This is a genomic window from Photobacterium jeanii (assembly GCF_001650345.1).
GTDB lineage: Bacteria > Pseudomonadota > Gammaproteobacteria > Enterobacterales > Vibrionaceae > Photobacterium > Photobacterium jeanii.
Genome location: NZ_LVHF01000012.1, coordinates 754,006 through 778,102, shown reverse-complemented (window position 1 = coordinate 778,102; position 24,097 = coordinate 754,006). Strand labels below are relative to the sequence as shown.

Genomic DNA, 24,097 nt, shown 5'->3' with positions numbered 1-24,097 from the left:
ATTGCTTTCAAAAATGTAATTTGGTGTTAACGCATTGCTTATAAATGATTTTTATCCTGTTTACCGATCACGGTTTTGATCTATTCAGGAGATTTAACTTCGAAATATACCTTTTTGGGATTTTGTTCACATACATCTTTTAATTAGATAAGTACCTTACGCACATATTTCAGTAAAACTTTTACTAAAGGGTTTAGCGATGAGTAAAAATATGCGAGATGACGGTGTAATCGAGCACTTGTTTGAGGACGTTAATGGGATCCCACGAGTATTAGAAGATCATGCGATTAACGGAATATGCAAAGAGCCACCTCGTCCGTTCTTATTTCCATTTACTAATGAATTCGAAGCAATTGCCAATGATCCTGCTAGCACGCGAAACTATCTGTCGCTTAATGGCTTATGGAAATTCAATTTAGCGACCAAGCCAGAACAAAGAGAGCGCCACTTTTTTGAAAAGGATTTTGATGCAAGCAGCTGGGATATGATCAAAGTACCTGCCAACTGGGAATCTCAGGGGTGGGATAATGCGATTTATGTTGATGAGCGCTACGCGTTTGATGCAACTTGCCCCAATGTTCCTCGCGAATACAATCCTGTTGGCTCTTATATCACCGAGTTTGATCTTGATGACACATGGCAAGGTGAAGAGACGTTTCTTCATATTGGTGGCGTTCGTACCGCGGCCTTTATTTGGATTAACGGTGAACGCGTCGGCTATACCCAAAACAGTAAAAACCCGGCTGAATTCCGCATTAGCGACCACATAGTGAAGGGCAAAAACAAAATTGCTGTTCAAGTTTATCGCTGGTCTAACGCGAGCTATGTAGAGAAGCAAGACATGCTTGATATGTCGGGCTTTGAGCGTGAAGTCTTTATCTATTCCACGGCATCGCACCGTATCTATGACGTTTATTTCCAGCAAGATCTATCAGACGATTTCCAAAGTGCATCATTTCGCATCACAACCCAAATTCAGAACTATTTGAATGAGTCGTCTCCACTCTATGTAAAAGCTGAGTTGTTAGATAATAGCGCGAGCATGGCACGAGTTTTCGCCAATCAAGAAGCTTTAGAGTGTGGAACGGGTGATTCAGAAATTAGTTTCCAAGGTCAAATCGAAACGCCGCAGCTTTGGACGGCTGAAACGCCTAACTTATACACCTTGTTAGTTTCTATTTTTGATAGCGAACACAACCTCATTGAAGTAACTAGCCACAAGGTTGGCTTTAGACGAGTAAGCATTGGGGATGGTCGCCTGCTGGTGAATGGCGTCGCGATCAAGATCAAAGGTGTTAACCGTCATGAGCTACATCCAACACTAGGTCACGTACCAACCGAAGAAAACATGCTACGCGACATTCAGTTGATGAAAGAGCACAACATCAACGCCGTTCGCACCAGCCACTTCCCATGCCACTCTCGTTGGTACCAGCTTTGTGATCAATATGGTTTATACGTCATTGATGAAGCCAATATCGAATCTCATCCTCTGGCACTAAGCCCTGATACTCAAATTGGTGACGATGAATCTTGGCTGCCTGCGCACTTAGACCGTGTTAAAGCTATGGTTGAGCGCGATAAAAACCACCCTTCAATCATTATCTGGTCGATGGGGAACGAAGCCGGTACAGGTATGATTTTCGATACCATGTACAACTGGATCAAAGCGCGTGATAACAGCCGTCCTGTTCAATATGAACCAGCAGGTGAGCTGCCTTACACCGATATTGTGTGCCCAATGTACCCAACCTTAGAGCGATTAGAGTCATTTGCGAAGCAAGGTGATTCGCGTCCTATGATCATGATTGAGTACGCCCATGCGATGGGGAATTCGGTTGGTATCTTAGGTGATTACTGGGAAATCATTGATGCCAACGACAACTTGCAAGGCGGCTTTATTTGGGAGTGGATGGATCATGCTCTAGAGCTAACCAATGAGCGCGGTGAAAAATACTGGGGTTACGGTAAAGACTACCACCCAACGATGCAGACCGACGGTAACTTCATGAATGATGGTTTGGTTGGTGCTGATCGTGTCCCACACCCTCATATGACAGAAGTGAAAAAGGTTTATTCACCAATTCGCTTTAATGCCATCAATGCGGAAAACGGCATCTTTGAAATTCAAAACCGTTACGACTTTATCAACCTTCAACACCTTGAAATCACCTACGAGATCTTAGCCGACGGTGAAGCTGTGCATTCCGGTTTTGTCGCTCTTGACGACGTACCGCCAAATACAAGTGCTGAGTTTATTGTTGGTATTAATCATGATGTATTTATTGCTGGTAAAGAGCACATCATCACGCTCAGTGCTCGCGAGAAATACCAAAGTGCGCTACTTGGTCTTGGCGCTGAAATCGGCTGGGGGCAGTTCAATCTGACTGAGCGCCCAGTCGTTCTAAATACAGCTTCTAAAAATATCATTGACCAAAATATTGTAGCGGGCTCGACGCCAAGTGTTGAGCGAACAGCAGACAGTGTTGCAATAACAGGCGATGCATTCCGTCTTGTTTTCTGTGCGCAAACAGGGGATCTCAAACAGTATCAAGTCGGTACAGTGAACATCACTGACTTTAGCTTTATTCCTAACTTCTGGCGCGGTATGACCGACAACGATTTAGGCGCTGGTGTTCATGAGTTCGCTTCAGTTTGGAAAGAGGCGGGTCAAAACAAAGAACTACTCAATCTTGGTTGTGACACCAATGACAGCCTAAACGCTGTCGTCATTAAGGCGCAATTTGCGTTACCGGCTGTTAGCAGTGAAGTGACTTACACCTACACGGTATTCCCATCTGGTGAGATGAAAGTCGACTTTGACTTTGTGACTGATGATTCGGAATTACCAATTATTCCTCGCGTAGGCTCGCAAGTCGTTCTCCCTCAAGAATATAGGTATATGAAATGGTACGGGCGCGGCGAGGTCGAGACGTACTCAGATCGTAAAGGTCAGAAAGTCGGTGTTTTCGGCGGTACGCTTTGGGATAACTTCCACGCATACCCACGCCCTCAAGAATCAGGCAACAAGACGGATATTCGCTGGTTCAAGCTCACCAACATTCATGGTCAAGGTATCGAAGTTGTTGCTGACGACCAGTTGCTCAATATGAGTGCTTGGCCGTTTGAAGCCAAAGAGCTCGATTTTGTACCAGATCTAGAAAGTGAAAGTGCCTCAGGCTTAACGCCAATTTCGCAAAAAAACGGCGTTGATGTTCAGCCAAGTGGAGTCACCACATTGAATATCGACTTAGCGCAAATGGGGACGGGCGGTCAAAACTCATGGGGATCGCTTCCTCCAGCTCAATACCAACTCCCGGCGAAAAACTACAGCTACTCGTTCGTGGTTCGCCCAATTAACTAATTCCAAGACAGCAAACCAGCACCCATAGGTGCTGGTTTATTCCACTCAGATTAAAAGGAAATTGATATGTCAGAAGCATCTGATAATAGATATAAAATGTCATTGATGACATTCTTATTCTTCTCTATTGCCGGCGGTGGCTTTGTACTGAAAGGTATTGTCTCTCAATACACGGATTGGGGTTACAACTCGTGGATTCTATATGCGGTTGCCACACTTTGTTACGCCATCCCTTACGTATTTATGATCATTGAGTTGTCGTCACTTGAAAAGATTAAAGACTCTGAGAGTGGTTACCAAACATGGCTTAATTTAATACTCGGTAGAAAGTATGGCTTTATTGCGGGCTTCTTTTATTTCTACGTTAATATTTTTTACTTCGTCGACTTACTGCCTAACTGTATTACTTACTTCTTATATACCTTATACAGTGACGTTGAATGGGTAACTAACTTAACTAATCAGATGTGGTTTAAACCTGTTATTAGTATCGCGTCGATTGCACTTTTCTGGCTGGCGACATGGGTATCAATGAAAGGTCCGAAAATGCTGTCGAAGTTATTATCTTTCGCAGGTTATGCCGGCTTCTCGTTAACTATCGTGTTCTTGGTTTCCGCGGCTTACAAACTATCGTTTGGCGAAGTGACATTTGACGGTCAAGCTGTTGTTCCTCAGTGGATGACAACCATTGATCTTTCATGGTCACGCATTGCGTCTATGTCTTGGGCATTGCAATCTTTAGGTGGTTTGGAAGCTTTAGCCGCGTACAAACGAAACATTAAAGGTGGTGAGCGTTCGTTCCGTTTGGCCTTGCTATTAAATGTCGTGATCTTCTCGGCAATCATGCTGCTTTCTGCGGTGATGATGAATATGATCCTGCCAGCAGAACAAGCAGCGGAATTGGGCCTACTTTCTGCAATTTATGTAGCATTCCAGCAATTAGGTTTCCCACTCTGGTGGACGAACGTGATTGCATTCTTCCTACTCGTTACAACCTTATGTGGTTCGTTAATGCTATGGACTGCCGCACCTGTGAAGATGCTGTTTGTGGATGCACCGAAAGGCATTTTTGGCGACAAGCTATCAGTCGTTAACAACGAAGGTACGCCAGTGAATGCATTACGTATGCAAGGTATTTTAGTTACCTTTATTTTGATCCTATTTATGGTGGGTCAATTTAGTTCTGACATAAATGAAATTCTTGTTGCGGTTAAAAACTTAAACGGTGGTGCGGCAACAATTCCTGTGTTGTTCATGGTGGTTGGCTACTTAAAACTACGCCTAGATTCAGATAATCAAAACTTTAAACGTGATTTTTATTTCTTAGGAAAAGGGAAGTTACTGCCTGTATTAGCCGTGGTGCCGATGTTGGTGATTTTCCTTGCATCAACCATTGCTGCATTGGTTCCAAGCCCTGAACTGTGGGAAGCGAATTTTCAAGGCTCACTTATTCAAACTATCCTTGGTCCACTGAGTATCATTGGTGCGTTTACATATTGTAGCTACGCGTACAATAAATGGCGTGCGAAGAACCCGAATGATAATTCATTGTTCAATTTAGTTGGGCAGAATTAACTTATTCTGAAATAAACCGAAGAAAAAATGCCGCTCACATTAATTGTGTGCGGCATTGTAGTATCTAGGTTATTAATGATAAATCAGGCTAAATTTGATTAAAGCGCCAGCTTATATAAGTCGGTGATTTTTGGCTGTTTTGGCTGAGGATGACCAAGTCAGCATGTACTCCTGAAGCTTCGCGTGAAGCCCAATCAGTTTGGATTAGAATGTCTTCAATGCCATTGTTAGAGAAGTCACCTCTCGCTAAAACAGTAAAATAGATTTCATCTGTAGTTGTTAAAAGCTTAAATTTATCATTGTCGACACTTACTGTTCCTTTTGAGTAGTAGTCATCAACACTCTTATTCTTTCTTAAGTTAAACTCTTCGCGGCTTAAAAATGGTGCTGTATTGGCCGGTATAGACTTGAGCCAGCTAACAGAGAGTTGTTTAGGAAAGCTGCTCTTGTTAGCGTTTTTAGCTGAAACATATAAGTCAACAGCCTTGCACGCCATTTGTAGTGTACGGAAGCGATAGAATTCAAAGTGGGCAACATTATTACTGTTTAGGTTGTTAACTTCGCTACAGGTGTCGATTTTTTTGCTGACACCACTCATTAAATCAAACTCAATATTTTCGAGTCGGGTGGTTCCAGCTTTTCGCTCATCAATGATCAACCCGTCAAAGTGGTGAGTGACGATCTGCTTCTTAGTCAGTCGCTCTGCTGCCCCTGCTGTTTGGTTAATTAATATCGCAAGCAATAAAGCGCCGAAGGTTTTCATTATTCATCCTTCGTTAGATTTGCTCTTGTTTGGTTAAATCAGGTTTTACCAATCGCCAAGTAATAACAGGCATGGCTTTTTCGTGCGCTTTGCTGATGATGAGTAAATCAACATACTTTCCGAAGGCGTCCTGTGGGTACCATTCTGTTTGCAGCAAAATGTCTTCATTGCCATCGTGGGTAAAATCAGCACGGGCGAGTGGCGTTAAGTAAATGCGGTCGTGCTCGGTAATGAGTTCGTAGTTGTTGGATGCCGAGAGCTTAACCTGCTTGAACTTGAGCTGGTGGGCGATGGTTAGTGCATTGTTGATATGGTCAGTTTTGGGATAGGGAATCGCTTTGGCTGGGAGAGATTCAAGCCAATTCATATCAAGTAGTTGCCCCATTGGGCGTGTGACGGCAGGTTTTGCCTCGGCTAGCTTTTCGATTGCTGCGCACGTTGTTACTGCGCGGAAGTAACGGGAATATTCATAGTCAGCAATTTCTGAAGGCATTTGGGGCTTTAATTGTTGGCATGTGCTGATGGTAACTTCTGTTTGGCCTTTGCCTGCGAAGCGAAGTGGTTCGTTGCTGATATTAGCTGTGGTGGATGATGAAAAAGTGAAACCTTGAAAATTCTCTTGATACACCACGGTAGGATAGAGAGCGTGAGCGGAAACGCTGATAACACTTAAAGCGATAAAACAGACGTACACCCAAGCTGATTTAACCGCGTGGAATAACGATAATGCACGAAAGTGCGACTGAGAAAGTACCGGATATTTCATAGTTAGAGCATGCAAGCCTGAGTTGTTGATATGTCACTGGTAGCCTATCAGGCGTGCTGCAATTTAACATGGGAAGGGCGCTTTCTCTGCGTGATGTCTCCCGTAGATACACTATTAATATCCCGCACTATTACAATCGTGAATTTGCCTCGAAACTGCATTTTTTGTCTTGCCTATAAGATCCTTTTCTCAATCGTTAACACAGCTTCAGATAACCCTGTCACCTCTATCAGAGCACCTAAAATTTCATTACCAATCTGATTAATTCCGTTCGCAGCAGTGTTAATCATATTGGTGTAGCGGCTGGGTCGGCCATCCAGCACAACTAGACCGTAAATATGCGGCATCTATACAGCGCCATAGATAAGGCACTGATATAACAAGGGTGGTGACAACACCACAACAATAACGGCCTATTTTCACTTTGTCGTAGGGGTGATGACATGAAAAATATAATACTGATAGTGCTCACCATGTTTGTGGTGATTGGGTGTGGTGGTTCCGATGGAGATTCAGATGGCGGCGGCAGTCTAGCGCCGAGTGCAGGTGAGGGCGGAGCGTCAGCTCAAGTGCCTGTATCTGCCGATGTGGCTGAATCGCCAATTCCAGAAACACCAACAGATAAAGATGTATCAAAAGTCTGTGTGGCGATTGATGGCATGACCTTCATCAACAATGTGGGTGATATCGTCAATTGGACGCCTGAGTCGTTTGAACAAGCTGCAAGTTCAGATGATTGTGTCCCTGTTGATGGAGAGATCCCAACCGATGGTGATGGTAATCCATTGTTTGTGGTATTGAACCTAACAGACCTGACAGGTGTTGATTTAGTTCGCCTACTTGAAGACCAACTAATGGCGGCGGGTGACTATGTGTCGGTTGCATTATCGACTGTGGATGAAGGCGGTTATGGTGATATTTTGAACACGCCATATTCGCATGTTCGTGATATTTTTGGCGATTTAAAACCGCTCAAAGTTGCAGATGAGCTTACTTTTGAAGGCCTGAACTTAAACTTCGATATTCCACAAACCATCACGTTTGCATTTGATCTTCGTAGCATGTTGCAGCTTAAAGAAGACGCGTACGAGATGAAAAATCGCGGTCTACGTTTAGTGAACAACGATGAAGCGGGCAGCATTATTGGTAGCATAAACCCATCGGCATGTGCAGCTTCAATGGTTGACGCTTATGTTTATCTCTACGAGTCAGATACCGAAAGTTACGGTGATATGGGTTCGGAAACAGAACCTGTAGTAACGGCTAAAGTAGGTCAAGATAACTCTTACGAGTTCAAGCATATTGAATCAGGTGATTACGACTTAACGCTGGTATGTAATGGCTTGTTTGATTTACCTGATGTAGTAAATGACGTTTTGAATGTCGACTCTAGCCAAAAAGGTTACAAGCTAGGTAAAGATGTATTGAACATCGATTTCCAATAAGGGTTATGACGACAAGAGTCTTATTTGCTACTTGGTAAAATGAATGAAAGCGTCAGCTCATGCTGGCGCTTTTACGTATCGTTTTCTATTTTTGCTCTCTAAGCGTTATTCAGCTCATGAACAGTTTATAGCGCTATAATTGGTGACTACGTGCGATCTATCTCTCACTTATTGCACTTTCTTTTCATGATTACTTTCACAATAACCTACTGACAGCTCATAACTTCTCTTCTCTTTGTTGTGCTAATCAGGCACGATTGCCCAAATAATATTGGTTGTTTTTTGTACAGGCGATCGGTAAATTCCATTCCCAGATTAGAGAGAGCAACTTGAGAGAACGTTTTATGCCAGCAGTTATGACTTTAAAAAATGTTGTTATCGGTGCGATGTTTGGTTTAGCAGCCACTGGATACGGAATTAATATGGCGCATGCGTCCGTAACAACGTCTCCTGAGAATCATCTTCTCTCTACGTTGAAATATGTTGAGCTTGAAGCTGAACAAGGCGATAAGAATATGCAACTGTTCTTAGGTCGCGCTTACCTTGAAGGTACGAATGGCTTACGAGCTGATCCATTAAAAGGCATGTACTGGCTAAAGAAAGCCGCTACCGACATGCCTGAAGTTAAAACCATGATTGGCGATTTGTTCAAAAATGGTCGTGGTTTACCTCGCGACAACAAACAAGCCGTAGATTGGTACACACAAGCAGCCGCAGAAGGTTCAGTACCAGCCATGATTGAACTGGGTCACTTCTATGCATCAGGTGCAGGTACAGGAAAAACGGATTGTGCTAATGCAATCAAATGGTTCAAAGATGCAGCCAATGCAGGTTCTGTTGACTCAAAGCGTAACCTTGTTTGGTTGTACGCAACCTGCTCTGATGAAGAGTTGCGTGACGGTGAACGAGCGCTAAAAATGGCGAAACAAATTATCCACCGTGTTGGTGCTAACGATGCGGGAGACTTCGATAACTTAGCAGCCGCTTATGCCGCATGTGGTGAGTTTACCGATGCAGTAAAAGCGCAAGAAATGGCGTTAAGCAAATTGCCAAAAGAAGAAAACCAACGTTTCAATAAGTTTTCACAACGTTTAAATCTTTATAAAAATAACAAAACTATTTATAGCGCTTCGCTATAAACCTTCCTCTCTAAGCCAGACCTAAATGTTTGGCAGACCCAAGCACCGGACAGACCTTGTTCGGTGCTTTTTTTCTTTTGGTTAAATTTAATCCGTACAGGAATTATTGACGCCCATCACTATTTGTGTGGCTAGCTAACGATAATTTCATCGCATACCTGTCGTGCCAGAATCCTTAACTATACTTTCGTTGATAGTGCCTGCTCTTTTTTAATGCTTAAGGGGTAGGTGATAACAACAAAAGGTGTGAGCATGACAGATAAAGATATCCCTAAAGGGGATGAAAGAGCAAAGTACGAGTGGCGCTCATTCATCTTCATAACCATATTTCTCTTTCCTATCTTGGCCATAGCATTGGTCGGCGGTTACGGCTTTATCGTCTGGATGCTACAGGTCTTCTTCCTCGGCCCTCCCGGTCACGGTTAATTGAGCCTTCAACACAATCCACGACAAGGTAGGTCAAGACTATGATGAGTTGGTTAAAAAAACTGTGGGCGACATTTTGGCGTCCTGCGGTTCACATTAGTTTAGGTGTCTTAACACTCGGTGGTTTTATCGCTGGTGTCATGTTTTGGGGGGGCTTTAACACCGCCCTTGAACTGACCAACACCGAGAAGTTTTGTATTGGCTGTCACGAGATGCGTGACAATGTATACGAAGAGTTGCAGCAAACGGTTCACTGGTCGAATCATTCAGGGGTGAGAGCAACCTGTCCAGACTGTCATGTTCCGCATAATTGGACAGATAAAATCGCCCGTAAGATGCAGGCCAGTAAAGAAGTTTTTGGTGCAATTTTTGGCACTATCGATACCCGCGAAAAATTCTTAGAAAAACGTTTAGAGCTGGCAAACCACGAGTGGGAACGCTTTGCTGCCAATGGTTCGCTTGAATGTAAAAGCTGTCATAACTACGACAGCATGGATTGGGATCAAATGTCGGAGCTTGCTCAAACCCAAATGAAGCAAGCGGCAGAACGAGATCAAAGTTGTCTGGATTGTCATAAAGGGATAGCGCACGAACTTCCAGGAAATATGGAAGCTTCAGGTGGCATGGTGTCGCAGTTGGTAGCTAAATCGCAAAATACGCAGTTCTCTGAAGGTAACACCTATTTCAGCGTGCGTTATCTACCAATGTTTGTCGATGAAGCGATGACCGAAGATGGTGGTCAGCTCAATCCGGCATCTGAAGTCAAAGTGGTCGCAGTTAAAGACAATGCGGTGCAAGTTGAGATTAACGGTTGGCGTAAGACCAAAGGCTTTGGTCGCGTTATTAATGAAGACTTCGGTATGAACATTCCAACCGCAGCGCTTAGTAAAGATGCGGCAACCAGTGACACTTTGGTTGAGAAATTTGAAGAAAAAGAAGATGAGCTAACAGGTCTGCCTTGGCAACGTGTTTCGGTCAAACTTTGGATGCCTAAAGAATCGCTATTGGCGAATGTAGAAGATATTTGGAGCGAAACCAAATCAGCTTACAACACCAACTGTAGTGTGTGTCATACCCAACCAGAAGAAGCCCACTTCGATGCCAATACTTGGCCGGGCATGTTTAACGGTATGTTGGCATTCGTCAACTTAGATCATGACAGTGAAGCATTGGTACTTAAGTACCTACAGAAACACTCATCTGATTTTGTCGAAGGTCATCACTAGAAGGATCAAGCTATGTCTTTAAGTCGACGTAAATTTTTGAAAGGGCTCGCGACGACATCAGCTGCGTCTGTGATTGGTCCTAGTTTATTGATGCAGGCCGCAAGAGCTGCTGAAGAAGTTTCGCCTTATGCTTCAGATGGAGTGTGGAAGGTTTCAGGTTCACACTGGGGCGCTTTCCGCGCCAAAATTTATAACGGTAAAGTGCAAGAAATTAAACCGCTGGAGTTTGATAAGTACCCAACCGATATGCTCAAAGGCATTAAAGGGATTATCTACAGTCCATCGCGAGTGCGTTACCCCATGGTACGCCTTGAGTGGCTGAAAAAGCATAAATACAGTGGTGATACTCGAGGTGATAACCGCTTCATTCGAGTGACATGGGATGAAGCACTCGATCTCTTTTACCAAGAACTTGAGCGTATCCAGAAAGATTATGGCCCTTGGGCTATTCACGCTGGGCAAACGGGGTGGCGTCAAACAGGGCAATTCCACAGCTGTGGTAACCACATGCAACGTGCGGTTGCCATGCATGGTAATTTCATTAAGAAAGTCGGGGACTATTCGACTGGAGCAGGACAAACCATTTTACCCTATGTATTAGGCTCAACCGAGGTTTATGCGCAAGGAACGTCGTGGCCTGATATTCTCGAAAATAGTAAAACGATTGTGCTGTGGGCGAATGATCCGATTAAAAATACCCAAGTGGGTTGGCAATGTGAAACCCACGGCTCTTATGCTTATTATGAGCAACTAAAAGACAAGATCGCCAAAGGGGAGATCAAGGTGATCTCAATCGATCCTGTGAAATCTAAGAGCCAGAATTACTTCAATTGCGATCAGATCTATGTAAACCCACAATCTGATGTCGCCTTCATGTTGGGGATAGCTCATACCCTGTATAAAGAAGAGCTCTATGATAAGAAATTCATCGAAACTTATGCTTTAGGCTTCAATGAATTTGTGCCATATCTTGAAGGCAAATCAAAAGATAAAGTGGAGAAAACACCGGAATGGGCAGAGCCAATTTGTGGCGTGAAAGCCGACGAAATTCGTGAGTTTGCCCGTCTATTGGTAAAAGACCGTACTCAATTGATTTTCGGTTGGGCAATTCAGCGTCAGCAGCATGGTGAGCAACCATACTGGATGGGGGCTGTATTGGCTGCCATGATAGGCCAAGTTGGCTTACCTGGCGGCGGTGTATCATATTCTCACCATTACAGTGGGGTGGGTATTCCACCTACAGGCGCATCCGGTCCTGGCGGTTTCCCACGTAATGTCGACGAAGGGAAAAAACCAAAATGGGATAACAACGACTTTAAGGGCTACAGTAGTACCATACCAGTTGCCCGCTGGGTTGATGCTATTTTAGAGCCGGGCAAAGAGATTCGATACAACGGCAATAAAGTTATACTGCCAGACACCAAAATGTTAGTCGTTAGCGGTTGTAATCCTTGGCATCACCATCAAGATCGCAACCGGATGAAAACAGCATTCCAGAAACTGCAAACGGTCGTCACTATTGAGTTTGCATGGACGGCAACTTGCCGTTTCTCCGACATTGTTTTGCCTGCTTGTACCCAGTTTGAACGTAACGATATTGACCTTTATGGGGCATATTCGGCATCGGGTATTTTGGCGATGCACAAGCTGGTGGATCCGCTTTATCAATCCAAAACTGACTTCCAAATCTTTACTGAGCTGTGTGAACGTTTCGGGCGTGCCAAAGAGTACACCCGTGGCATGAATGAAATGGAATGGCTACGTCAGCTCTATGGTGAGTGCCGAGAAGCCAATAAAGCGAACTTTGAAATGCCTGAGTTTGATAAGTTCTGGCAAGATGGTGTGGTCGAGTTTGGTGAAGGTAAGAACTTTGTTCGTCATGCCGCTTTCCGTGAAGATCCTGAAATCAATCCATTAGGCACACCATCAGGCTTTATCGAGATCTTTAGTCGTAAGATTGATCGTTTTGGTTACGAACACTGTCAAGGTCATCCGATGTGGTTTGAAAAATCGGAACGCTCGCACGGTGGGCCGGGATCAGGTAAGTATCCTATTTGGTTGCAATCTTGCCACCCAGATCAGCGCCTACACTCGCAAATGTGTGAGTCTGAAGAATATCGTGCAACGTATACGGTGCAAGGTCGTGAACCCGTGTATATCAACCCTGAAGATGCTAAAGAGCGCGGTGTCAGTGATGGCGATATTGTGCGGGTGTATAACGATCGAGGCCAGTTGTTAGCTGGGGCTAAGGTATCTGATAACTATCCTCGTGGTGTTATTCGTATTCACGAAGGGGCTTGGTACGGGCCGCTCAACGAAAAGATCGGTGCGATAGATACTTATGGCGACCCTAATACCTTAACGCAAGATATAGGTTCATCAGAACTTGCGCAGGCAACCAGTGCGAATACGGTGGTGGTTGAATTTGAGAAGTTCAAAGGTGAAGTGCCACCAGTAACATCGTTTGGTGGTCCGATAAACGTGGGCGAAAGCAGTTAATATAAACCACTTATATTTTTTGGTTAATTTATCAATTAAGAAGAAAGCCAGTAGAAGGAGAGTAGTCTACTGGCTTTATTTTATAGGTTACTTATGATTTACAATATACTCGAGCTTCACGAGGAGTATAAATACCCAAAGTAACAGCTCTTAACACGCCGTTTAAGAATGTTTGTTGAACTTCAACTTTAGCTACTTTATCTGTACCACCACAAACGTCAGAAGCATTAATTTCTTTTTCTTGAGCTAAGCCATTAATAAAGAAATGCTGAGAGTTTTCTTCTTTAAGTACGCTGTTGTTGTCAGACATTACGAAAGACTGTTGTGCACAACCACTCATAAATAGAGCAACGGTTGCTGCAATAATTACTTTTTTCATTTTTGTAAATACCATAATTGTTTTGAGAGCGGTATTTGAGCAAAGTCGCTATTAAATATATAGTTTTTAAATCTTAACTTATCTTAACTATTGTGAACTAATATTTGTATTTCAGTTGGTTAAGGGAGGAGGGACTGCTTGGCCAAGAATAAGGTTATAAATAAGACCAAAGGGACTTAACTTAGTATCAAGTTTGAAGATAGTTGTTGAAATAGATTTGCCATTTTTCATATTCCTCCAATATGGCCTGATGAAAACAACGCTAATTAAATAAGCCAGTTGTTAATATGAGTTTGGCTTCTTATATGCTTCTTATAAAAATTAGTTGGAGGCTGTAATAATGTCTGTAGGGCACGAATCCATTTTAAAAATCTTGCTCAGAGCGATCTAGTTTCCCACGCAGAATGTAGTAGACCTGCATGAAGGAAAAAGCGCTAATAGGGTGAAGTGACAGCTGTTTTCTTGTCAGAAATGTTTCAAGGGGGTTTCGTTAATTAATCTTGTTCCGGGTTAATGACAGAATAGTTATCAAACGACTTTTTTATGAGGAAAGGTACTAGTGAAAATTTTTACTAATACAAAGTTGTGAAAACGTTTTACTCTTAGTTGGGCGCAAAGATGTTTTGTTTTGGGGCTTTGGTTTTGGAGTTTGGTATCTGTTGTTTATGGAAGCACACAAAGCTAATAGCTCTGGGAGAGTGAAACAGATAGTGCTGACATATAAAGGTGCTGATAATCAGCACCTTAGCGATAAATGAAAGGTAAGGTTTGTGCTTGTAAGTTGATTAGCGAGTGGTGCCGCGAAGTTTTAATTTGCTTGGAACGAATACTTTTAGTGGTAGCGCACGTCCATCTCTGGCCTTCTCTATCAGTAAATTTACACCTTGGCTTCCCATCATTTCTGAGTGAATACGCACTGTTGATAAAGGCGGAAAGGTAAAGCGTGCTGTAGGAATATCATTAACGCTAATTAGCGAGATATCATCAGGAATAGATAGCCCTTGCTCGTGAATGGCACGCACTACACCAATCGCAATAGAATCTGAAGCGATGAATAAAGCCTGTGGGTGATCTGGCTTGGCAAACATGGCCTTTGCTAGCGTATAACCTGACTGGCTTGAAAACTCACCACGATAAACATCCTGTTTGTTTACCACCCCTTTGATTTGACCATACTCGGTAAAAGCGGTTTCACGTATATCTGTGCTTTCTGGGTGATCGCAGCCACCAATAAAGCCAATACGATTGAAGTCTTGCTCAATGAAGAAGTCAACAACTTGCTTGCTGATCCCTGCTAGGTCGATATCCACTGAATCATAGCGGTTTTTGTTATCGCAGAAATCAAGAAAGCACAGGTTATCAGTAAGCTTCTGGGCTTGTTTTAGCGTGGTGTCCGTTGGGGTTCGAATAATAAGCGCGCCAGTTATATCTTTGATATTGTTATCAATCTTACCTTCATAACAATTGGTTAGTGTGATGCCTAGTTTCTCACACTGAGTTTCAATTCCGTGGCGAATAGAAAGGTAGTAAGGGTCGTTGATTTCAGCTTCTTGCGGGTAGTTATACAAGGCTAAAAAATGGTGTTTAGGTATAGATGCAATGCTGTGTTTTTTTGCGCTGCTCGTCTTGTATTCTAACTTTGCCGCGATTTCTAAAATGCGGTGTTTAGTGTCTTCTTTTACGCTTAACGTAGGGTCGTCGTTTAATACTCTTGATACCGTTGCCAGAGATACGCCTGCTTCGTTCGCAATGTCTTTTAGTGTAGCCATTTCTTTTTCCAATCTGCTATCGGGCGTTACTCATTCATATTGATGGATATTGTAAGCCATGAAACTAAAGCTGCATCTATTTTTAGTAAATATATATAAGTTTTATGAGCTAGCTTACGTAACAACATTATTGCTAACTTATTGAAACCTAATGATTGTAACGCTTATTTCTTGTGTTTCGGTTGCCAAAGCGTTCTTGATGTTAAAAATTCATTTGTGGAAACGTTTACACAAATGCGAATTTGATCACGGATCGTTTTCAAGGTTGATTGCTAGACTGCGCTCAAACGGCAACACAGTACCGAATTTTTGTTGAGGTATTTCTTAAATACCACAGTGCGGAGGATTGAGCTTGAAAGTATTGGTAACCGGCGGGATGGGCTATATCGGCAGTCATACCTGTGTGCAGATGATGGCGGCAGGGATGGAGCCTGTTATTTTCGATAATTTGTCTAATGCTAAAGCCGCTGTACTGGATCGTATTGCAGCAATCACAGGTAAAGCACCCATATTTGTTCAAGGTGATATTCGCGATGAAGCTTTGCTGACATCGGTATTTGAGCAACATGATATTCAGGCTGTCATTCATTTTGCTGGGTTAAAAGCGGTTGGTGAATCGGTCCAAAAGCCACTGGAGTATTTCGATAACAACGTGAACGGCTCTTTGGTGCTGGCGCGAGTGATGAAAAAAGCAGGCGTGAAAACCCTAGTGTTTAGCTCATCGGCGACGGTTTACGGTGACCCTGAAATTGTACCCATTACTGAGGATTCACCAACCGGTGCCACCACCAATCCTTACGGGTGCAGTAAGTACATGGTTGAGCGTTGTCTGTCTGATTTATTTGATGCCGATAACGATTGGAGCATCACGCTGCTTCGTTACTTTAACCCCGTTGGCGCTCATCCATCTGGCACTATGGGTGAAGATCCTCAAGGTATTCCCAATAACCTGATGCCTTTTATTGCTCAAGTGGCAGTCGGTCGTCGAGAACAGCTTTCTGTGTTTGGGGGTGATTACGATACCCCAGATGGTACTGGAGTTCGTGATTATATCCATGTGATGGATTTAGCCGATGGTCATATCGCAGCACTGCAAGCTGTGGGGCAAACGTCAGGTTTACACATTTTTAATCTTGGTACAGGTAAAGGGAGCAGTGTGTTGGCGATGGTCGATGCGTTTGCAACTGCCAGCCAACGACCAATTCCTTATCAAATTTGTCCACGCCGAGCGGGTGATATTGCTGCGTGTTGGGCGGATACCCAAAAAGCACAGCAACAACTGAATTGGCAAGCGAAACGGACCATAGCAGATATGGCGCAGGACACTTGGCGTTGGCAATCGGCGAACCCGCACGGTTACTAATTGTTGTTATTAACTGTTGAGCTATTTAACCAGACCCTATTGCATACCTAAACGAAAAGAGAATTAGAAATGTCACAGATTGAGTTTAATCCGGTTGATCATCCGCACCGTCGTTATAACCCGTTAACAGGGCAATGGATTTTAGTATCACCGCACAGAGCGAAGCGTCCTTGGAGCGGTCAGGATGAATCGCCAGCAACGAAAGCACAGCCAACTTACGATAGTGAGTGTTTTCTTTGCCCAACTAATACTCGTATCTCTGGCGATAAAAACCCTGATTATCAAGGTACTTATGTTTTCAATAATGACTTTGCAGCCTTGATGACAAATACCCCGAATGCACCTGCCTCTGATAATCCACTGTTTAGAGTCGAAGGGGTGCGAGGGTTAAGCCGAGTGATTTGTTTTTCTCCCGATCACAGTAAAACCTTACCTGAATTATCTGTACCGAATATCCGCCAAGTTATTAATACGTGGAACGAGCAAATTGAAGAATTAGGTCAAGACTACGTGTGGGTACAGGCGTTTGAGAACAAAGGCGAAACCATGGGGTGTTCTCAGCCACATCCTCACGGACAAATTTGGGCGAATAGCTTTTTACCTAATGAAATTGCGCGAAAAGAACAGCACTTAAAGGCGTACTACCAACAGCACGGTCGCAATTTACTGGTGGACTATGTGCAAGCCGAACTCGCGGATGGTAGTCGCATTGTGGTTGAAACCGAGCACTGGCTAGCCGTTGTACCTTATTGGGCGGCATGGCCATTTGAAACCATGTTGTTGCCTAAAGCACACATTAAACGGATGAGTGAATTAACGGATGAACAGCGTGATGATTTGGCGCTGGCGCTTAAAAAGCTGACGAGTCGCTACGATAACTTGTTCCAGTGTTCTTTCCCGTACTCGATGGGCTGGCATTACGCGCCTTTCTTTGAAGCCGACACCGATATTGAACATTGGCAGCTTCATGCATTGTTCTTACCACCACTACTGCGCAGCGCCACAGTCCGTAAATTTATGGTGGGTTATGAAATGTTGGCTGAAAGCCAGCGTGATTTAACGGCTGAGCAAGCCGCGCAACGTCTGCGTGATGTTAGTGATATTCACTATAAAGAGCAGTGATTGTTTTTCTAAATAGCGAACCCCTCCCTAACCCTCCCCTTGAAAAGGGGAGGGAATAAGAGCGAAAAGCAGCGTGTTTTTCTGTCCCTCTATAACAAGAAAGGGTCAGAGTGATAGAGCTGAAATAGCCGAGCTTTTTGCTCCTCCCCCCTAATTTAGGGGAGGCTGGGAGGGGGTAAACCCCCATATAAAGATTCAAAAGAGAGCACCTTATGTCTGAATTAATCCAAACCGTGAAAGCCAGTTTCAACCAAGTATTAGGTTACGCACCAAGCCACATTATCCAAGCGCCAGGACGCGTGAATTTAATTGGTGAACATACCGACTACAACGATGGCTTCGTACTGCCGTGCGCCATTAATTATCAAACCGTCGTAGCGGCGAGTCGTCGTGACGACAACCTAGTGCGTGTGGTGTCAGTGGATTACGGCAATCAAATTGATGAGTTTGATTTAACCGCTGAGATCAGTTTCCAGCAGGACAAAATGTGGGCGAATTACATCCGTGGTGTGGTGAAGTGCCTGTTAGCGAGAGGCTATCAGTTTGCGGGTGCTGATATTGCTGTCAGTGGTAACGTCCCCCAAGGTGCGGGACTGAGTTCGTCGGCTGCATTAGAAGTAGTGATAGGACAAACATTTAAAGTGCTCTACAACCTTGAAATTAGCCAAGCAGAAGTTGCGCTTAATGGACAACAAGCAGAGAACGAATTTGTTGGTTGTAACTGCGGCATTATGGATCAGCTTATTTCTGCGGAAGGCCAAGAAAACCATGCTTTGCTTATTGACTGCCGAAGCTTAGAAACACAAGCGGTGTCGATGCCTAAAGATATGGCAGTGGTGATCATCAACTCTAATAAGCAGCGTGGGTTAGTTGATAGTGAATACAACACCCGTCGCGCTCAATGTGAAGAAGCGGCGCAGATCTTTGGTGTACCAGCACTGCGTGATGTCAGCTTGGAAGCTTTTGAAGCAAAACAAGACCAACTATCACCATTAGTTGCGAAACGTGCTCGCCATGTGATTACTGAGAACATTCGTACCGAGTTAGCTGCAAAAGCACTTATCTCGGGTGACATGACGTTGATGGCAGAACTGATGGCGCAATCGCACGCTTCAATGCGTGATGATTTTGAAATCACAGTTAAAGAGATCGATGTGCTGGTTGAGATTGTAAAAAACCAAATCGGTGAACAAGGTGGCGTACGTATGACAGGTGGTGGCTTTGGTGGCTGTGTGGTGGCGCTTATTCCACCAAAGTTGGTTGATAAAGTCGTGCAAGCGGTGGAAGAAAAATATCAGCCAGCAACAGGATTACAGGCATCGATTTATGTCTGTCAGGCGAAAGATGGCGCCAGCCTTGTTGAAGTTTGTTAACGCCTAATTGAAACCCGTATTGAGCAGATTAGAGAGTTAACGATGGACACTAATTTATTCGAAACCATGACATCTCAGGCAGCTTATGATGGCTTGCCTGCCAAGTTGATAACGCTAACCAACCGTTCTGGTATGCAGATAATGTTGATGGATATCGGTGCGAGCTGGTTAAGTTGTCGTTTGCCGTTGGCATGCGGTGAGCAGAGAGAAGTGCTTCTAGGTATGGGGACTTTAGAAGATTTCATGCGTCAAACTAGTTACATGGGTGTAACGGTTGGGCGCTACGCGAACCGTATTGCCAATGGTACTTTTTCCATTGATGGGAAAGAGTTTCAAGTCTCAACAAATCAAGCGGGTAACTGTCTACACGGTGGCGAGTTTGGTTTCGATCAACGTCGCTGGCAGATAGAACTACAAAGTAGTCAACACGTGGTGTTTAGTTTGGTTTCACCAGACGGTGACCAAGGCTTTCCTGGTGAGTTAGTGGCGCAAGTGACTTATCACTTAACTGACGAAAATCAGGTGGAAATAACGTATCGAGCGAATAGCTCTAAAGCCACGCCGTGTAATCTCACCAATCATGCTTATTTCAATTTAGCAGGCGCAGAGTCAGGGCTAGATTGCTTGTCTCACCATGTTCAAATATCAGCGTCGCAATATTTACCGACCGATGAATTTGGTATTCCGTATGGTGAATTTGCGGAGGCGAGTGGCACGGCATTTGATTTTCGAGAAGGGAAAACACTGGCGAGTGATTGGCTATCCGATGTTAATACTGAGCTTAATTTAGCGAAAGGGTTTGATCATAGCTTTACCTTTGAACACGGACGTGATGTTACTAAACCTGTCGCTACTGTTATTAGCCCTGATGAACAGGTCAAACTGACAGTAACAACAGATAAACCCGCAATGCAGCTGTATACAGGCAATTGGTTGGCCGGTACACCAAGTCGTACCGATACCCCATATAAAGATTACGCTGGTTTCGCGCTAGAAACTCAGCTGTTGCCTGATGCGCCTAATCACCTAGAGTGGAGACAACCAGATCCTATTCTTCGTCCTAACCAAACTTATCAGTACCGCACTTGTTACCAGTTTATGGTGTAGCTGATTTCGCCCAACGAGATTATTCGTTGGGCTTTTTTCTTTAGGATATCTTCAAAACAGAATCGCGTCTTACCATCGTTGGCGAGAAAATAATGGTATCAGTCTGGCTATCTAAGGCTTTGCTTTCTAAATCCTTTCCATCTGATTTTTTGCTATTTAGGTCTTTTTGAACGCTTGCGTTACTGTCTTCTTTAGTCAGTGAGATAGCAAGCTCAGCCGCTTTTTCTGCCATCATTTGAATCGGGTAGCGCACTGTGGTCAGGCGTGGTTGAATATACTTAGCGATTAAGCCGTCATCAAAACCCACCAAAGAAACATCACGCGGAACCGCTAAACCATTTTCATCTAGTACCGATAATGCACCTGCCGCCATGTAATCGTTATAAGCCACAACGCCTGTAAAGGGTACAGACTTGCTCATCAGGTTGGTCATGGCTGTTTCACCACCTTCACTGTTGGGCTCACCGTATTCGATGTACTGATTGTTTAGGTTGATGTTATGTGCTTCAAGGGCTGCTTGATAACCTGCAATGCGTTGTTCTGCATCTTCAATGTTGTGACTAGAGGCTAAACAAGCTATTTGGCGATGACCATGACGAATAAGAAACTCAGTCGCTAAATAAGCGCCTTTATAGTTATTAAGGGAAATACAGCGGTTAGCTAATTCTGGAATATGGCGATTGATGATCACCATACTTTTAACTTCTTTGGCATAGCTGATGAGTTCTTCATCACTCAAGCCTTTGGCGTGAATAACAAGCGCATCGCAACGGCTGTTGATGAGTAAGTCTAATGCGCGGCGCTCTTTGTCTGCATCATGATAGCCATTGCCAATCAAGATATGTTTGCCGTGATTCTCGGCTACAGTATCGACGGCTTTAATCAAGGTACCAAAGAAAGGGTCTGATACATCACTGACCAATACTCCCACTGTATTGGTGCTTTGGCTGACCAAAGCTTTAGCGGCTGCATTCGGACGGTATCCCAATTTGGTCATTGCTTGAGTGACAACATCAATAGACGATTGGCTTGCTTTTGGGGATTTATTGATAACGCGGGATACAGTAGCAATGGAAACTCCAGCCTCTTTTGCTACGTCTTTAATTGTTGCCATGTGATACCTCTTTAAATGCACAGCACAATGTACCACCGAGGATGAAAATATGGCAATGAAAGCCTTTTCCCGTTAACGAAAATGAGACCTTTACCATTGTAATGTCAGTCATTATTGATAATGTAAACGATGTCATTTACTAAAACTTTACTGAGGCTTTTAGATGGAAACGATCGCTTATTCAGACTTTGCTAAATTGGAAATTCGTACAGGTAAAGTGGTTGAGGTTAAGCGCCATGAAAACGCAGATAAGCTGTATATAGTGCAGATCGAAGTAGGCGAAACCAAATTACAAACCGTCACCAGTCTGGTGCCTTATTATACCGAAGAGGAGTTAATGGGCAGAGAAGTGGTCGTACTGTGTAATTTGGCTAAGGCTAAAATGCGCGGTGAAACATCTGAGTGCATGCTGCTCTGTGCAGAAACCGATGATGAATCTGAAAGCGTCTTGTTAACCCCTGAGCGCTCAATGCCGTCGGGTATTCGCATCGTGTAACGGAGTCATGACATTGAAGCACTAAAATGAAACTCTAAGTTGAATGGTGCAATGCATTAGCATTGGTTCCAAAAAGCGCTCTTATGAGCGCTTTTTCTTTCGCTGAGAAAATGAGAAGAAGTGACGGTGAGGTTGTTAGTAACTATGGTTTTTTCTCGATTGTTGATTTCTCCGTAACCAGAATATGGCGAATAACCCTGACGCAAACAGTGTGATGGGAAGTGGTGACGAAATTACCTGAGGAGTACCGCCAACAGCAGAAACATTAGCCACAATGAAGGCTTGGTTACGTACTCGTTCCTTGGTTAAGAAGCGTTCTATAAATTGACCACCAACCTCAAAGCCACGAATATTCAAGGTGTATTCAATGTTATTGATGAGGAAAGTATCGCTGAAACTCGCTGTTGAAGCATCGACTCGGTCAGCACAGCCATTACTGTTAATGCCCGTTTGCCCAGTTGGACCGTAACGACAGGGGTTAGCGGAGTTCGGTGTTTCGTCATGATCAAAATTGAACAGAAAGTCGATATCGTTAATGGCTTGACCATCAATTTCAATATCGGTTGATAATCTAAGATCAGCGCTAAAGAGTGAAGACCCGCTAGAGTAGATGGGATTATTTAAATGGGTAAAAGTCCCCAAAATAAAGTCATTGCTTTGTGCTTGGCTGACATCAAATTCAATACTGAATGGATTTTGCGAACTGAAATTGTAGCCACTTTTTCCTGATGAGGTCGCCGCTAATCCCCAACGAAGGGTTGGAGCCGATGTAGTACCACCGGTAGTAGGTTGGCCGCCGCCTGAGCGGGCACTAATGTTTTCCCAATTGGCTTCAAAACCACTGAATTTAATTTCGACAGCCGATGCACTAACAGCAGTACATAATAATAGTGGTGCCAGTAGTGCTTTTATTCCCTGTGTCATACTCATTCCTCGTTAACGAATAACAAGGCGACTGCAATACTTCTTATGCCTTGATGCTGACTCCTTATCACCAAGTATAGTTACGCAAACCAAACTGGCTAAATACTTAGTCAGTTATTTCAGTAAGCATGAAAACACCTATCAAAGAAGGGGGGAATTCAATGTAGTTCTGAAAATGAAAAAAGCCAGCAACGAAAGTTACTGGCAAATACAAAAAGCAAATAAGGAAAGGTTAGTAAAACAAATTAGCTCTTTGCTTTATTCTTTTTCATGCGGCGAACGGCGCCAAGACCCAGTAAACCTGCACCTAGGATGGCAAATGGCGTTGGCTCTGGTACCTCATTTGGGTTAACAAAAGCTGAAATGTTAGCAATGATGGTAGCATCATTATCTGCTTTTTCTTTTGTTAGAAATGCATTTACAAAATTGCCGCCAACGGTAAAGCCTTTGATATTGACGGTGTAATCAACATTATCGATAGAAAATACATCAGTAAATTCGTTTGTGGTTACAGTTACTCTGTCAGCACAACCAAATTCATTGATGGAACCTACATCACCTGTCACACCAGTGCCATAAGCACATGGGTTTGCACTATTCGGTGTTTCTTCATGGGTAAAGTCAAAAATAAACTCTACGTTTTCTACTGGAAGTGTATCAACTTGAACAGTTGTTGAAATTTTTAATTTCGTAGTAAGTAGAGCACTACCAGATGAAAATATTGGATTGTTTAAATGAGTGAAAGTACCTAGATCGAAATCAGGGCTTGAGCCTACCATTGGATCAAAATTTGTCATAAATGCACTCTCAGTCACAAAGTTGTATCCACTTTGACCTGAAGATGTGGCGGCTGAACCCCAGCGAAGTTTCGGGGCTCCAGTTGCATTATCTGTCGCAACTGGAGGGTTTGCGCCAGGGCGAGAAGTAAAGTCAAACCATTCCGCAGTAAAAGCGCCAAAAGAGACCGGTACTGCTTGTGCGTTAAAAGCGGTTGCCAGTGCAAGGCTTGCCATAAGTAATTTAGTTTTCATTGCTGTTCCCTCATTCGTGACTGGTGATTACCCTGTTATCTAATACATGCTTTGTGCCAGTTTTTATGAATTGAGAACAATGAAATTTAAATTAACAAACCCTAAATTAAATGATTGAAATTGTTGAATTTTAGTTTTGGTGGTTATTCTTAGAAGTGAGAATTCGTATTCTGCGATGCGTATTGGTATGAAGAATAAAATAAAAAAATCAAGACA

Annotated in this window: 19 protein-coding genes; 12 read left to right on the top strand and 7 right to left on the bottom strand. The window is 43.5% G+C overall.

The window, feature by feature from the left end; all coding sequences use genetic code 11:
• The first annotated feature begins 199 nt into the window (after nucleotides 1-199).
• Together A3K86_RS04880 and A3K86_RS04875 are read left to right on the top strand one after the other, a co-directional pair.
• Nucleotides 200-3,364 (top strand): glycoside hydrolase family 2 TIM barrel-domain containing protein, encoded by a 3,165-nt coding sequence (locus tag A3K86_RS04880; RefSeq protein WP_068328490.1) that lies wholly within the window; start codon nucleotides 200-202, stop codon nucleotides 3,362-3,364.
• Between the two features lie 66 nt (nucleotides 3,365-3,430).
• On the top strand, nucleotides 3,431-4,939 hold the full coding sequence (locus tag A3K86_RS04875; RefSeq protein WP_068328487.1) for an APC family permease: 1,509 nt from the start codon (nucleotides 3,431-3,433) through the stop codon (nucleotides 4,937-4,939).
• Between the two features lie 88 nt (nucleotides 4,940-5,027).
• Here A3K86_RS04875 and A3K86_RS04870 read toward each other — a convergent pair whose 3' ends face one another.
• Both A3K86_RS04870 and A3K86_RS04865 read right to left on the bottom strand, forming a co-directional pair.
• Nucleotides 5,028-5,702: a hypothetical protein gene (locus A3K86_RS04870; RefSeq protein WP_068328484.1), complete on the bottom strand. Its 675-nt coding sequence runs from the start codon at nucleotides 5,700-5,702 to the stop codon at nucleotides 5,028-5,030.
• Between the two features lie 13 nt (nucleotides 5,703-5,715).
• Nucleotides 5,716-6,468 carry a hypothetical protein gene (locus A3K86_RS04865; protein ID WP_068328481.1) on the bottom strand — a complete coding sequence of 251 codons (753 nt, stop codon included), beginning with the start codon at nucleotides 6,466-6,468 and terminating at the stop codon, nucleotides 5,716-5,718.
• A gap of 443 nt (nucleotides 6,469-6,911) precedes the next feature.
• Between A3K86_RS04865 and A3K86_RS04860 the strand changes: the two genes are divergently transcribed.
• The 5 genes from A3K86_RS04860 to torA all read left to right on the top strand — a co-directional run bounded on the left by A3K86_RS04860 (nucleotide 6,912) and on the right by torA (nucleotide 13,203).
• Nucleotides 6,912-7,913, top strand: coding sequence for a hypothetical protein (locus A3K86_RS04860; RefSeq protein WP_084406513.1), 1,002 nt, complete (start codon nucleotides 6,912-6,914; stop codon nucleotides 7,911-7,913).
• Nucleotides 7,914-8,257: 344 nt separating this feature from the next.
• Nucleotides 8,258-9,052 carry a tetratricopeptide repeat protein gene (locus A3K86_RS04855; protein ID WP_068328474.1) on the top strand — a complete coding sequence of 265 codons (795 nt, stop codon included), beginning with the start codon at nucleotides 8,258-8,260 and terminating at the stop codon, nucleotides 9,050-9,052.
• Between the two features lie 252 nt (nucleotides 9,053-9,304).
• Nucleotides 9,305-9,478, top strand: a complete 174-nt coding sequence (torE, locus tag A3K86_RS04850) for a trimethylamine N-oxide reductase system protein TorE (protein ID WP_068328472.1) — start codon at nucleotides 9,305-9,307, stop codon at nucleotides 9,476-9,478.
• Nucleotides 9,479-9,519: 41 nt separating this feature from the next.
• The gene (gene torC / locus A3K86_RS04845) at nucleotides 9,520-10,704 is read left to right on the top strand and encodes a pentaheme c-type cytochrome TorC (protein ID WP_068328471.1); all 1,185 of its coding nucleotides are present in this window, start codon (nucleotides 9,520-9,522) and stop codon (nucleotides 10,702-10,704) included.
• A 12-nt stretch (nucleotides 10,705-10,716) separates the two neighbouring features.
• On the top strand, nucleotides 10,717-13,203 hold the full coding sequence (gene torA / locus A3K86_RS04840; RefSeq protein WP_068328470.1) for a trimethylamine-N-oxide reductase TorA: 2,487 nt from the start codon (nucleotides 10,717-10,719) through the stop codon (nucleotides 13,201-13,203).
• 91 nt (nucleotides 13,204-13,294) lie between these two features.
• On the opposite strand, the gene A3K86_RS04835 is transcribed toward torA, so the two are convergent.
• The gene (locus tag A3K86_RS04835; protein WP_068328468.1) at nucleotides 13,295-13,582 is read right to left on the bottom strand and encodes a Bor family protein; all 288 of its coding nucleotides are present in this window, start codon (nucleotides 13,580-13,582) and stop codon (nucleotides 13,295-13,297) included.
• Nucleotides 13,583-14,367: 785 nt separating this feature from the next.
• The gene (ebgR, locus tag A3K86_RS04830; RefSeq protein WP_068328462.1) at nucleotides 14,368-15,351 is read right to left on the bottom strand and encodes a transcriptional regulator EbgR; all 984 of its coding nucleotides are present in this window, start codon (nucleotides 15,349-15,351) and stop codon (nucleotides 14,368-14,370) included.
• Between the two features lie 352 nt (nucleotides 15,352-15,703).
• Here ebgR and galE point away from each other — a divergent pair, with 352 nt between their 5' ends.
• The 4 genes from galE to galM all read left to right on the top strand — a co-directional run bounded on the left by galE (nucleotide 15,704) and on the right by galM (nucleotide 20,316).
• Complete coding sequence (gene galE, locus A3K86_RS04825; protein ID WP_068328459.1) at nucleotides 15,704-16,714, top strand: UDP-glucose 4-epimerase GalE; 1,011 nt, start codon at nucleotides 15,704-15,706, stop codon at nucleotides 16,712-16,714.
• A gap of 69 nt (nucleotides 16,715-16,783) precedes the next feature.
• Nucleotides 16,784-17,836, top strand: coding sequence for a UDP-glucose--hexose-1-phosphate uridylyltransferase (locus A3K86_RS04820; RefSeq protein ID WP_068328456.1), 1,053 nt, complete (start codon nucleotides 16,784-16,786; stop codon nucleotides 17,834-17,836).
• A gap of 212 nt (nucleotides 17,837-18,048) precedes the next feature.
• Nucleotides 18,049-19,209, top strand: a complete 1,161-nt coding sequence (gene galK, locus A3K86_RS04815; RefSeq protein ID WP_068328454.1) for a galactokinase — start codon at nucleotides 18,049-18,051, stop codon at nucleotides 19,207-19,209.
• Between the two features lie 42 nt (nucleotides 19,210-19,251).
• The gene (gene galM / locus A3K86_RS04810) at nucleotides 19,252-20,316 is read left to right on the top strand and encodes a galactose-1-epimerase (RefSeq protein ID WP_068328451.1); all 1,065 of its coding nucleotides are present in this window, start codon (nucleotides 19,252-19,254) and stop codon (nucleotides 20,314-20,316) included.
• 40 nt (nucleotides 20,317-20,356) lie between these two features.
• On the opposite strand, the gene A3K86_RS04805 is transcribed toward galM, so the two are convergent.
• On the bottom strand, nucleotides 20,357-21,430 hold the full coding sequence (locus A3K86_RS04805) for a substrate-binding domain-containing protein (RefSeq protein WP_068328449.1): 1,074 nt from the start codon (nucleotides 21,428-21,430) through the stop codon (nucleotides 20,357-20,359).
• 163 nt (nucleotides 21,431-21,593) lie between these two features.
• Here A3K86_RS04805 and A3K86_RS04800 point away from each other — a divergent pair, with 163 nt between their 5' ends.
• The gene (locus tag A3K86_RS04800) at nucleotides 21,594-21,926 is read left to right on the top strand and encodes a tRNA-binding protein (protein ID WP_068328446.1); all 333 of its coding nucleotides are present in this window, start codon (nucleotides 21,594-21,596) and stop codon (nucleotides 21,924-21,926) included.
• A gap of 135 nt (nucleotides 21,927-22,061) precedes the next feature.
• Here A3K86_RS04800 and A3K86_RS04795 read toward each other — a convergent pair whose 3' ends face one another.
• Both A3K86_RS04795 and A3K86_RS04790 read right to left on the bottom strand, forming a co-directional pair.
• On the bottom strand, nucleotides 22,062-22,850 hold the full coding sequence (locus A3K86_RS04795) for a THxN family PEP-CTERM protein (RefSeq protein WP_068328444.1): 789 nt from the start codon (nucleotides 22,848-22,850) through the stop codon (nucleotides 22,062-22,064).
• A 245-nt stretch (nucleotides 22,851-23,095) separates the two neighbouring features.
• Nucleotides 23,096-23,881 (bottom strand): THxN family PEP-CTERM protein, encoded by a 786-nt coding sequence (locus A3K86_RS04790; RefSeq protein WP_068328441.1) that lies wholly within the window; start codon nucleotides 23,879-23,881, stop codon nucleotides 23,096-23,098.
• Between the last annotated feature and the right edge of the window lie 216 nt (nucleotides 23,882-24,097).